The organism is Flavobacterium arsenatis, from assembly GCF_031456785.1.
GTDB classification, from domain to species: Bacteria; Bacteroidota; Bacteroidia; order Flavobacteriales; family Flavobacteriaceae; genus Flavobacterium; species Flavobacterium arsenatis.
On sequence record NZ_JAVDVI010000028.1, the window covers coordinates 1 to 13,030 of the forward strand.

The 13,030-nt window shown below is 30.4% G+C and carries 12 protein-coding genes; 11 read left to right on the forward strand and 1 reads right to left on the reverse strand.

The annotated features are described in order from the left end of the window. Nucleotides 1-56 precede the first annotated feature (56 nt). On the reverse strand, nt 57-248 hold the full coding sequence (locus tag J2X31_RS18270) for a phage integrase N-terminal SAM-like domain-containing protein (protein ID WP_374725234.1): 192 nt from the start codon (nt 246-248) through the stop codon (nt 57-59). Between the two features lie 182 nt (nt 249-430). Between J2X31_RS18270 and J2X31_RS17970 the strand changes: the two genes are divergently transcribed. From J2X31_RS17970 to J2X31_RS18020, 11 genes are all read left to right on the forward strand, one after another. Further along, nucleotides 431-3,301: an NERD domain-containing protein gene (locus tag J2X31_RS17970; protein WP_374725235.1), complete on the forward strand. Its 2,871-nt coding sequence runs from the start codon at nt 431-433 to the stop codon at nt 3,299-3,301. Continuing rightward, nucleotides 3,301-4,740, forward strand: a complete 1,440-nt coding sequence (locus J2X31_RS17975; RefSeq protein ID WP_310028930.1) for a hypothetical protein — start codon at nt 3,301-3,303, stop codon at nt 4,738-4,740. Before J2X31_RS17970 ends, J2X31_RS17975 begins: the two co-directional genes overlap by 1 nt. A gap of 171 nt (nt 4,741-4,911) precedes the next feature. After that, nucleotides 4,912-5,646 (forward strand): hypothetical protein, encoded by a 735-nt coding sequence (locus J2X31_RS17980; protein ID WP_310028932.1) that lies wholly within the window; start codon nt 4,912-4,914, stop codon nt 5,644-5,646. Between the two features lie 175 nt (nt 5,647-5,821). Then, nucleotides 5,822-7,168 carry a DUF262 domain-containing protein gene (locus tag J2X31_RS17985; protein ID WP_310028934.1) on the forward strand — a complete coding sequence of 449 codons (1,347 nt, stop codon included), beginning with the start codon at nt 5,822-5,824 and terminating at the stop codon, nt 7,166-7,168. Then, the gene (locus J2X31_RS17990; RefSeq protein ID WP_310028936.1) at nt 7,158-9,050 is read left to right on the forward strand and encodes a DUF262 domain-containing protein; all 1,893 of its coding nucleotides are present in this window, start codon (nt 7,158-7,160) and stop codon (nt 9,048-9,050) included. The genes J2X31_RS17985 and J2X31_RS17990 overlap by 11 nt, the downstream gene beginning before the upstream one ends. Nucleotides 9,051-9,232: 182 nt before the next feature. Continuing rightward, nucleotides 9,233-9,958, forward strand: a complete 726-nt coding sequence (locus tag J2X31_RS17995) for a helix-turn-helix transcriptional regulator (protein WP_310028938.1) — start codon at nt 9,233-9,235, stop codon at nt 9,956-9,958. A gap of 53 nt (nt 9,959-10,011) precedes the next feature. Next, on the forward strand, nt 10,012-10,470 hold the full coding sequence (locus tag J2X31_RS18000; protein ID WP_310028939.1) for a GyrI-like domain-containing protein: 459 nt from the start codon (nt 10,012-10,014) through the stop codon (nt 10,468-10,470). An 8-nt stretch (nt 10,471-10,478) separates the two neighbouring features. Beyond that, nucleotides 10,479-10,847: a DUF1801 domain-containing protein gene (locus tag J2X31_RS18005; RefSeq protein WP_374725236.1), complete on the forward strand. Its 369-nt coding sequence runs from the start codon at nt 10,479-10,481 to the stop codon at nt 10,845-10,847. Beyond that, nucleotides 10,844-11,332: a GNAT family N-acetyltransferase gene (locus J2X31_RS18010; protein WP_310028942.1), complete on the forward strand. Its 489-nt coding sequence runs from the start codon at nt 10,844-10,846 to the stop codon at nt 11,330-11,332. The genes J2X31_RS18005 and J2X31_RS18010 overlap by 4 nt, the downstream gene beginning before the upstream one ends. Before the next feature lie 197 nt (nt 11,333-11,529). Then, nucleotides 11,530-12,303: a hypothetical protein gene (locus J2X31_RS18015; protein ID WP_310028945.1), complete on the forward strand. Its 774-nt coding sequence runs from the start codon at nt 11,530-11,532 to the stop codon at nt 12,301-12,303. Nucleotides 12,304-12,391: 88 nt separating this feature from the next. Next, a complete protein-coding gene (locus tag J2X31_RS18020) occupies nt 12,392-12,802 on the forward strand; it encodes a hypothetical protein (RefSeq protein ID WP_310028947.1) in 411 nt (136 codons plus the stop codon). The last annotated feature ends 228 nt before the right edge of the window (nt 12,803-13,030 follow it).

A 13,030-nucleotide genomic window follows, 5' to 3' on the forward strand; every position in this document is an offset into this window, starting at 1 on the left:
ATATTTAATTGTCAGAGATTTAAATATACTAAATTTTACCTTTTTGTACAATATTTTTAGCCTAAATTATTAATCGAGTTCAGGTTATTAATAAAATCTTCTATTTTTTTAATTGGCAAAACATCTACGTCCTGACCTTTAAAATAATTTAAAAATTGACGCAACGCCCCAACATAGGTTTTAATGCTAGAGGGACTATATCTCTTAATTTCTAATAGCTTGATAAACAATTCAATTTTTTTACCCATCGTTAAATAAAATTCCTAAATTCAAAAATATTCACGCAATATAACAAAAACATACCGATAACCATATTTTTAAAAAGTATTTACGCATTTTCTTGTTAGATAAATTCCTGTTGCGTAAATTTGGGTGTTATAGCCAATAGCACAACGACACTGCACAAAACAAAAAAACCGTACCGACAGAAATGCTAGAAATCAGAAAAGGAACAGCGACAAAAAATTATGAGAACACTTTTTTTAGAGAGTTTGCGGACAATCTGAAAAAGATGTTTGACAAATATTCGCTTGACGGCTTGCTGATTGCTAACTCTGAATGTGAAGCTGAAAGCAGGCTTCAAATTGACGCCTTACTCGTAACAGAAAAAGCTGTTTTAATTATTGACTTCAAAAACTTCGGTGGCAAAATAACTTTACCGAAAAATGCTAAATCAGAATTTGACTTTGGTAAATGGACAAACGAAAGCGGAGAACAAATAAAAGGTGGAAGTTCAATTAATCCTTTTATTCAACTAAAAACACAAAAAGAAAGATTTATAAAAGTTGTTGAAAAGCAAATTTTGAAAAAACTGTCGCCAAGCGACAGTTTTAATGCTTTTCATACTGTAAGAGCCGTTTGTTTTCAGAAGCCTATTGAATTAATTGGAAAAATTCCTTCAAATGAAGAATTGAACTTCTTAATTTTTGACAAAAATACATACTTGGAAACAATCAAAGATATTATTGACATTACCGACAAGGAAGTTTCATTATCCAAAAATTCTTTTGACCTTTTTAAAGAAGTTTTTAGAGCTGACCTATTTGACACTTCAGAAAAATATGACCAAGCAAATGATTTTACTTCATATCATACCGAATTAGATTTTGACAATCTTTATCCTGACCAAAAATCAGCACTTAATGAAATTGAAAACTTCATCAAATCAGATGATGAAAAGATTTTTATACTTCAAGGAACTTCATTGAGCGGTAAAACGCATTTAATTCCTTTCATTCAAGAAATTGCGTTCAATAATCAAGTTACAGAAGTGAAATTATTTGCATCTTCAAGTAGAATAGCAAACAATCTTTTAAAAAGTTCAAATTTAGAGTTTGAAAGTATATATTCTTACATTTATGGTGGTAATTCTACAAGTATAAACGAGAAAGAAAATGAAGAAGAGAACGAAAATTCTTTGAATTTAGAAATCGTTCCACTTTTAAAATCTGACGATACAGAAGAAGCAATATTTATAGTTGATGAAGCACATTTAATTTCAGACAATTATCATCAATCTGTTGATTTAAGATTTGGTTCTGGAAAGTTATTAAACGATTTTTTAGAATTTACTGATTTAAAAAACACCAAAAGAAAAGTAATTTTTATTGGAGATAGTTTTCAACTATCATTAGGAAAAAAAGAAGAAGCTTCATTAAATCCTGAATATTTGAGTGAAGAATACGGTTTTAAAAACAATGCTTTTCAACTGATTGACAAAGAAAATAAATCAATCATTGTTTCAGAAGCACTTAAAGCAGTTAATTGTATTCGACAACAATCATTCAATAATCTTGCTTTTAATTTTTCAGAAAACATAAGAACATTAGCGAAAGAAGATTTAAAGTTTGAAATAAAAAACTCGTTAAATACAAATTCTCATATTCTTTGCTACTCAAATTCTGACGCTCAAAAAGTAAATTATTGGATAAAGAATTCAATTCTGAAAAATGGAAATGAATTAACAAATGACGATTTGATAATTTTCGGCAACAACATTCGTGTTGAAGATGAAAACGACCCATTTGCAGAACCAAAGAAAATTTACAACGGACAATTCGGAACAATTTTGAGCGTTTCGGACTTAATCAAAAAAGATGAAAAACTTCTTACACCATTGTATTTCCGTCAAACGAAAATACAACTCAAAGAAACAAATCACATTCTTTCATTTTTAAGTTTTGAAAATTTTCGTTTAAGTGACAAAGGCGAACTTTCAAAAGAAGAAATAATTTCATTGAACATTTTACTCAATCAACTTGCTGAAAAAGAAATATCCAATTTTAAAAGCGGTAAATATCACGCTGACGAAGAACTAAAAAGTTTATTAGATAAATACGAAAAGGATAACAAAGACGAACCTAAAAAACGAAAAGGAATAACAAAACTGCAAAAAGCACTTCAAAAACATTTGCGTAGTGTTCCATCATCAGAATATTATAAATTCAAAAATTCCGCTCAAATTCGTTTTGGCTGGGCTTTAACCGTACACAAATCAATGTCTTACAAATGGAATGAAATTTATTTCAATGTTGAAACTGGTGGCGGAAAAACAAACGAAACTTATTTTAAATGGATTTACACAGGTTTAATTAGAGCAACTCAAAAAGTTAGTTTAATAAACTACGAACCAATTAGTCCTTTTTTCAAATTAACTATAAATCCTTCTGTTCCAAAAATTGACAAGGGGAAAGAATTGTTTTACGTTGCAGACAAAACGGCTGACCTTTCCACCTCTAATAAAACAATTTCAGAAAAATTTAATTTCCCTGATACTGAAAACCAATCATCACTATTGCAATTATTTCAGTTCGTTGAAAATAAAATTGCTCAAAATGGTTTATCAATAAATTTAATAAATCATCCAAACTATCAAGAACTTTATGAAATTAGTGGTAGTTCGGGAGAAAATGCAACATTTTCAGTTTATTACAATAACAAAGGGCAATTCAAAATGCCCAATTTGATGAAGTCAACACCAAAAGAATTTGGAGAAGAACTTATCAATCTTTTAAAATCTGAAAACCAAATTTCTGACTTTACTTTTATTCAAAGCAATTGGAGAAAATCAGCATACGAGCAAATAAATCAAAAATTAAAATCAAAAGAAATTGGTTTTAGTTACATTATACAAGTTCCTTACAAAGACACCATTCAATTAAACAATGGTAAAGAAGCACTTGTTGCAGACTTGTATTATGACGGAGATGGATTTTTTACTTCAATGATTGCAACTTCTTGTACAACTATTGAATTTTGGGATGAAATTCAAATCATTTTTAACCAAATGAAAGAAAACTAATGCCTACACTATTTGAATTTAGCCAACAAATTGCCACTTTAAAAAAGGAAAAGAAATTTTCAGAAGCACTTTCGTATTTCAGAGAAAACAAAAACAGTTTTACAAAAGAGCAAATAGCAAACAATGTGTATATCATTTCTGATATGATTTCTTGTTTGAGACACGCAAATCATTTAGATGCAGGTTTTCAATTTTTGAGCATTTATGGTATTGAAATAAATTCTGACCAAAAAGAAAGAATTTTAAGTGCCTATGGTTGGTTGCTTTGGGCAAAATATAAAGCTGAAAATGGAATTAACGGACATTCAGCAATCGAAGAAGATTTTTTTGACGAGGAAGATGAAGAAATTGTCAATCAAAATTTCAATTTAGATAAAAGTGAATTGCTTTTAAATGTTGAAACTTTAATTCCTATTATAAATTCGCTAAACAACGATTTCACAAAAACACTATCGTCTAATCTTTTTTCAATTGTTTTAAAATCAGAAAAGAAAAAACCAGCACCAAATTGGAGATTAGTAAATGAGTTTTGCAACAAAATAGGCAATGGAAACCTTTCAAAAGAATGTTCAACTATTCAAGTCGAAAGAAAAGGTCAATTAAAAGATATGGAATTGGCTTCTGATTTCGAAAATTGGTATGCTTACAAAACAAAAGCACTAACAAAAATAGGCGAATGGCAAGAATGTTTAGATTTATCAAAAGAAGCTCTTGAAAAAATTGAAAATTTTCATTACTCAAATGATGCTTGGTTTTCAAGACGTGTTGCAATAGCGAAAAAAAATCTTGGTAATACAGAAGATACAATTCAAGAACTTGAAACAATTCTTAAAAAGAAACGTGAATGGTTTATTCAAAAAGAATTAGCTGAATTATATCTTGAAAAAGGAAACATTAATTTAGCTTTTAAAATGGCTATAAATGCAATAAATAATTTTGGTCCTTTGGAGTTTAAAGTTGATTTGTTGTACTTGATTGGAAAAATCCTCAAACAGCAAGACAAATTAGATTTATCATTCAAGCATTTTACACTTTCAAAATTAGTTAGACAATCAGAAGAATGGAAATTGCCTCAAAAGCTATTTGAAGAATTAAGAGGTTTTACGTTTACAGAAGTTCCACTTACGGAATTAAAAGAATTAAAAAAGGAACTTCAAAAATTTTGGGATAGTTTCAATACGACACCTATAAAAACCTTTGATAAATCAAGAACAGCAACAAACAATTACTTTGAGGGAGAAATTATAGAAATAAGAAACGATAATGAACGTGGGAAAGATGGATTTTTAAAAAGCAATGGACAAAAATATTACTTTTCAGTTTCATCTAACTTTCATTTGTCACCAAATATTATGGTTGGAAAAAAAGTATTGTTTGAAATAATTCCAGCAACCGACAATAAAAAAGAACAGACAAGAATAAAAAAAATAATAGCGTAAAGCTACTGGCTATAACAGCGGTTTTGCGTAATGGCGGGTTTAGTGCTAATTTCAAGTTCAGTTTTTCAATTGAACTTTAGTGCAAAGTTGAAAGTTTCGTCTTCGAAATCCGCCACTACGCAAAGCCCCAAAACGTTGGCGGTAATTTTAAAACGAAACGCACAAAACAAAATGAAAAAAACAATTTTAACTATTCCTTTATTTCTAATCGGAATAACATTATTTGGACAGACATTAACAATAAATAAAGCAACACTCGATAGAAAAATACTTAGCCAAGATAGCGATGGAGTTTCAGTTAGAGGGATTATTGAAATTGAATTTGAAATTAAAAACAATACAAAAGATACAATTTATTTGTTTACCAGACTTGTAGAACCATTTTTAGAAGAAAAACCATTTCAAGTAATTCAAACCCAAAATTCAATTGAAAAATTTGCCAAAGAATGTGGAGGAAGATTTGTCTATGAAATAATTCCTAGTTCCAATTATTTTAAAAAACTGAATATTGAAGAAGACATTGTAGTAATTCCACCAAAAGGAATAGAAAAAATGAGTATTCAGCGTTATGCTGACGAAGGATTGTGTCCTATGAAAGGGAAAAAAATTGGTTTACAATTAGTTTATAATCTAGTGATGTCAAAATTTAATAAGGCAGAAAGTTTACAAGAAATAAAAAGTATAGAGGAGGGATTAAAACTTCTTCAAAATCAAGAGAAAATTATTGAAAATAACAACATACTAAAAGAACGGAATAATTTAATTAAAGAACTTAAAGCTAGTAGTGAATATCTCACAAATAGGATTGAAAATTTGAACCGTCGAATTATTGAATTTGACTATCTTTCGAAGCATTCTTTTGCAAGCAAAAAACTCATTAGCAATATTGTTTTTGTAAATGAATAAAAACTACGGCTAACAAGGGTTTTGCATCAGGCGGGCTGAAGTGCAAAATTCAACGGCAGTTTTTCAATTAAACATTAGTAATAATATCAGCTTTTGTGCTTCGATTTCCCGCCCGAACGCAAAGCCCAAAACGTTGTGCGTCACTTTAAAGACCCGTACCTAAACAAAATTTGACTTGAATAAATTAGACCCTAAAATTATAACAGTCCAAGACGTAATTACAAATGACGACTTGAATATTCCCGAATATCAAAGACCATACAAATGGACTCTGAAAAATGTCAATCAACTCATTGACGACATTTTTACACACAAACAAAAATCCTCTTATCGTTTAGGAACATTGGTAATTCACAAGGAACAAAAAGACGGAAAGACAATTTCAAACATCGTTGACGGACAGCAAAGAACAATTAGCCTCAGTTTGATTGCTTATGCTATCTATGAAAACTTTCAAAAAGAAATTCAAGAAGACGCTCAACTAAAATCTATTGACTTTGACAAGTTAAAAATTCTAAACATTCCTTTTCAAAGCGACATTACGCTTTTCAATATTCAAAACAATTACAGAGAAATTTCAAGACGAATCAGGCAATTTGACATTAGTTCAATCCGATTTTTCTTTGAAAAATGCGAGTTGGTTCAAATTGAATTGGACGACATTTCAGAAGCGTTTCAGTTTTTTGATTCTCAAAATTCAAGAGGAAAAGATTTAGAACCACACGACTTATTAAAAGCGTTTCACTTACGAGAAATGCAAAAAATTTCTACTGCCGAAAAACTAAAAGCAGTTGAAGCGTGGGAAGAAATGAACTCAAACGAACTTGCATTTTTGTTTGAAAACTACTTGTTTAGAATTAGAAATTGGTCAAAAGGATTTTCAGCACGCTATTTTTCAAAAGAAGAAGTTGATGTTTTCAAAGGAATAAGTTTTGAAAGCAAAAAAAATTATCCGTACAGTAGAATTTATCGAATAGGCCATTTTTTTACAGACAACTACAACAAAGATTATCAACGTAATATAGATTTAAACAAAGCCGACTTTCCTTTTCAATTAGACCAAATTATCATCAATGGAAAACGGTTTTTTGAAATGATAATGTATTACAACAACATCATTTCAAACACAAATAAATTAAAAAAAGAAGCCTTCCCGAATTTCAAAAAAGTAATCGAAGTTTTAGAAACTTACGAAGGCAGAAACAGAACGGGAGACAGCTATGTTAGAACACTTTTTGATTGTGCGTTGATTTATTACATTGACAAATATGGGATTGATGAAATTGAATTAGTCATTGATAAAATTTTTGTTTGGGCTTATTCACTCAGAATGAAACTGCAAGCGGTTCAAATTGCTTCAATGGACAATCACGCATTAGAAGATAATATTTTCAAGGCAATTCGAGAATCTTTAGAACCTAAAAGGATTATGAATTACAATGTTAAACCCATTGAAAAAAACGATTCTACTAAAACAGAAAAGATTTATGAACACTTTAAGCAATTAAAATATGCCCAATAATTTAACGCCTTTAAATATTAGTGAATTACTTAATGGCAATAGCCATTATAGCATTCCTATTTACCAAAGAAATTATGCTTGGGGCGAAAAGGAAATTACACAACTCATTCAAGACATTTCGGACTACGCTGAAAAAAACTCAAACAAAGATTATTACATCGGAACTTTAGTTGTTTACGAACGAAAAGACGAAGTCAAAAATTTAATTTATGAAACCATTGACGGACAACAACGTTTAACAACGTTAACTATACTTTTATCAACCTTAAAAAACAACAAATCAAAACTTAATTTCACAAATGACATTTCCTGGTTTAAACTGAATTTAGCATTTGATAGTAGGATAAAATCCACTGAAACATTACAAAATGTTTATGATGGCTATGTTTCAAACCATAATTTCAATACAGAAATAAAATCGGCATACGAAGATTGTTTGAAGATTTTAGAGAGAGTTATCAAGGACAAAAAGAATCTTACAATCCAACAATTTTGTGACTATTTGTTTCAAAAAGTTTTAATACTTCGTGTTCCTGTTCCAGCAGATACAGACCTAAATCATTATTTCGAAATAATGAATAGTCGTGGCGAGCAACTTGAAAAACACGAAGTATTAAAAGCAAAACTTTTGGAAATCATTTCAACCAATGATGCCGAAACAAAAACATTCAATCAAGTTTGGGAAGCTTGTTCCAATATGGAAAAATATGTACAATACGGCTTTACGGTTCCCGAACGAAATCAAATTTTTGGCAATAATGATTGGAACAAACTTGAAATAAAATCTTTTGATGATTTAACTGCAAAACTCAACAATAATCAAATTTCAGATAATCAGAAGTTATCCGCTTTTGACATTCTAAAAGGACAAAAAACTTTTCAAAATAAAAATGAGCAAGACAATGAAAACCCCGACAGATTTAATTCTGTTATCAATTTTCCAAACTTCTTATTGCACGTTTTGAGAGTTCAACTTAAAACAGACATTCCACTTGACGACAAACGGCTTTTAGATACATTTGAAGATACATTAAAAAATGAAACCGACAAAGCAAATTTTGTAAAAACATTTGCATTCAATTTACTGAAATGCAAGTTTCTATTTGACAACTATGTTATCAAAAGAGAATTCTTAAATGGCACAGATAATTGGAGTTTAAAAAGGTTGAAATGGTATAATGGTAACAAAGTCAGCTATGTCAATTCTTTTGGTGTTGATGAACTAAATGATGATGCCAACAATAAAACAATTTTAATGTTGTTAGCAATGTTTCACGTTTCAACACCAACACTTGTCTATAAACATTGGCTAAATGCAACTTTGAAATATTCGTTTGAAAACTTTGGACAAATGGAATCGGACAAATACACAACTTATTTAAAAACATTAGCAAAATCATTCTTGTTTGACCGTTTTTTAGCAAATTCACCGAAAGATTACTTTGAGATTATCTATACCAATTTAGGAATAACAAAAAACACTGAGGACGACCTTGACATAAGCAAACTTGACCAAGGCACAAGCGTGGAAAATTTTGTTTTTAATTATCTTGACTTTTTGCTTTGGCAAGACCAAAATGACGACAATTTCAAGTTTACATTTAGAAGCTCTGTTGAACATTATTATCCACAAAATCCATTAGAAGGATTAGAACCGTTAGGACAAACAAATGTAGATAAATTTGGAAACTTGTGTTTAATAAGCAACAACACAAACTCACGCCTTTGGAACTTGCCACCAGATGGCAAAAAATCTTATTTTCTGAACACAAATACATACGAAAGTTTGAAACAGAAAATAATGCTTCGTGAGCCAAAATGGACATTGACGGACATTGAAAAACACGGAAATGAAATGACAAATAAACTAATTGGAAAATAAAAGCGAACGCACAACAGCAGTTTGGCGAAATGGCGGGTTTAGTGCTAAATTCAACGGCAGTTCTTCGATTAAACTTTTGTGCAAAACTGAACATTTGTGCTTCGATTTTCGCCACTTCGCCAAGCCCGAAACCGTTAGCGGTCAGGCTATGATGACCTCGTGCAAACCCGAACAGATAAAAAATGGACGACAATAACGACATAAAACGACTTTCACGACTAACTGCAATTTTAACAATTTTGCAAACGAAACGACTTTTGACAGCTTCGGAATTAGCGAATAAATTTTCAGTAAGTAACAGGACAATTTATAGAGATATAAAAGCACTAGAACAAGCAGGTGTTCCTATTTTGACAGAAGACGGGAAAGGTTATTCTTTAATGGAGGGTTACAGAATACCACCTGTAATGTTTACCGAAAGCGAAGCCAATGCGTTAATTACAGCCGAACAACTTATTTTAAAAAATAAAGACGCTTCGTTTGTAAAAGAATATTCAGCAGCTATAAACAAAATAAAATCTGTTTTACGCAACAACACTAAAGACAAAGCAAACTTACTTTCCAACCGAACTGTATTTAGACAAAATGCAGCCAACGACAGAACAAGTAATTATCTATCAACATTACAATTAGCCTTGACAAATTTCAACCTTGTCAAAATAAAATATCATTCACCCGACACCAACCAAACAACGGAAAGAACAATTGAACCTTTTGCCATTTATAGCACACAAGAAAATTGGTTGCTCATAGCATTTTGCAGATTAAGGAAAGATTTTAGGGCATTTCGTTTGGACAGAATTCAAAACCTGACAACACTTAATGAACAGTTTGAACCACATAAAATGACACTTCAAGAATATTTTGAAATTTGCAAGGAAAAATATTTTTCACAACCCTTGACATAGGGCTGTCGCAACACCATTTTAGTTTTGTGGCTTAACTAAAAAATATTTCAAAAATGGACAAAGTAAAAATTGAGCCTTTTAAGGTAATCGGCATTGCTGTAAGAACCACAAACGAAAACAATCAGGCTGCAAAAGATATTGCAGATTTGTGGAGTAAGTTTATGAATAACAAAATATTGGAAGCAATTCCAAACAGAATTGATAGCACGGTATATTCCATATACACAGATTACGAAAGCGACCACACAAAACCATACACGACAATTTTGGGTTGCAGAGTGGAAAATTTAAACGACATTCCCAACGGAATGATTGGCAAGTCGTTTGACGGTGGAAACTATGTAAAACTATCTGCCAAAGGAGATTTAATGAAAGGACTTATAGTAAACAAATGGACAGAAATTTGGGAAATGGATTTAAACAGAGTGTTTACAGCAGACTTTGAAGTTTTTGGCGAAAATGCACAAAATCCAGCAGACGCAGAAATTGACTTTTTAATTGCTGTAAAATAGATAAAATGATTGACCAACTTCATAACTACTATCTGAATAAAGAAGAGCCAAACAAGAGTTGTTTGCTTGCATTGCGAAGTATTATTCTTGACCAAGACACAAATGTTACTGAAACGCAGAAGTGGGGAATGCCCTGCTTCTGTTATAAGAAAAAAATGTTTTGCTATTTATGGACAGATAAAAAGACTGACGAACCGTATATTCTTATGGTAGAAGGAAAATATCTTAACTACCCCGAACTGGAGGAAGGCGACCGTTCACGAATGAAAATTTTTAGAATTAATCCAAACCAAGATTTACCTATAAAGACAATTGAAAACATTTTGCAAAAAGCATTAGACTTATATAAGAACGGAACAATAAAAATTAAAGAATGACTGAAAGAAAGGACATAGACCAAACAACAACAAATCAAAGTTTCAAAATAGAAAAATATACAGATAAAGACAGAGAACAAATTCTTAACATTTGGGAAAAATCTGTATTAGCAACTCACGACTTTCTAAATCCAACCGACTTTGAAGAAATCAAACAACTTGTACAGACATTCAATTTTAATGATTTTGAAGTTTATTGTCTAAAACAAAATGACGAAGTAGCAGGTTTTATTGGTCTCGCTGAACGAAAAATAGAAATGCTTTTCTTTTCGCCAGAATATATAGGGAAAGGTCTTGGAAGAAAGCTGACTGACTTTGCTTTTTCAGAATTAAAAGCCGACAAAGTGGACGTAAACGAACAAAACACAAATGCAGTTAAGTTTTACGAAAAACTAGGATTCAGAACATACGAACGGACAGATAAAGATGACCAAAGAAAGGAATATCCTTTGTTGAGAATGAAACTTGAAACAACGGAAAACTAACAACGAGAAAAAGCCCGAACCACTAACAAGGTATTGTCAAAAGCGGGGCTGAAAGGCTTCGATTGGGCATTTGTGCAATGTTCAACTTTCGTTCTTCGATTGAACTTTTGTGCTAAAAATCCCCGCCTTCGCAAAGCCCCAAAATGTTAGCACTAATTTTAAACACGAACCGTAAATTCAATAACTTAATACGACAAATGAAAAAAATACTAACTTCATTTTTGTTTTTTAAATTTATAATACTTTGTGCTCAAAATAATAATTCAACATACACGCTGAAAAGTTATGACACAATAAGAGCTAAAACTATATATCGTATAGAAACAAACGGAGATTCATTAAAAATGTTTGGTAATATTATCAAAGGAAAACTAAAAGGTGAAATAAATGAAACCATTATTTTTTCAGAAATCAATGGATTTTATATTTCCAAGGAATATAGATATCAAACAAAAGAAATAGATGGTGATAAAAGCAAAACCTATGAACTTGGTTACATATCTAAACTAATTGATAACAAGCAATTGTGGATTCAAAATATTGGAGTCAAAAAGAGTAAAGACTCTATATTAACAAATTTTCCTACAACCACTTATGAGTCTTTTCTTTATATTATTCCTAAAATTAATTTCTCCAAAAAAGGCTTAATATCAAAATATAACATCGTAAAACCATCTACATTTAGAGCAAAAGATGAAAATGCTAAATTGACATATGTAGCAGATGTGATTATTAAAAATAAAGAGATTACAACTAAACTAAAAAAAATTATTTTGAAAGGAACAGTCGCAAACTTTGATAGTATAATTTCTAGTTATTGGATAAATGATAAAAATGAAATAATAATAGCATCTTTCGGAAATGATATAGATAAGACATTTTTTAGAGATTTGAATATTAATGAATATGTTGCATTCAAGGAAATATTTGAGGAAATAGAAAGTGGTGTAATTTCTATTAAACCTAAATAAAGAACTACTGCCAACAGCGGTTAGCGGTAATTTTACCTCAAAATGACGAATTCAAAAACTTATAGCAATTTTCAATTAAATTGGCTAGATGAAAAATGAAATAACACTAATTTCAAAGCTAAATATTAAGGAAGTACCAAATAAAAATAGTAGAAAAAATCGAAATCGAAATTTTTACTTTTGGAAATTGGAACGATTTATAAAAAATATCAAAAATGATATTGAAGTTGATGTGTTTCCAAGCTCTCCAGAAAACACAAGTATTCAAAATATTAAAGACAAAATAATATTTGAAATAAACAACCTTAATATTTTTGATTTTGAGTATTTACCAATGGAAAAAGACTATCTAAACATTGTAAATAAAAATAATAATAATGATTACTTAAACCTTATATATTTAAACGGAAAATGGATTGAAGAATATTATATTTGTTCAAAAAGAAGTTTTTTCGATATTTATTCAGAAATAGAAAATGGAGAATTTGAGCTAATATAAAAACTACTGCTAACAGCCGTTTGGCAAGATTGCGAATTTTGTGGTAAATTCACGTTTGCGTTCCGCAAGAAATTTTATCTTTAACTGAAAATAAACGGTTACGAAGTTTGCAACCTCGCCAAGCGCCAAAACGTTATAACCTGAACTCGATTAATAAAAGACCGCTAATTGGTTAGTTTTAATTGTTTCGTATTTTAAAGAAGGTTTTTTCGGCAGAAAATTATAAGC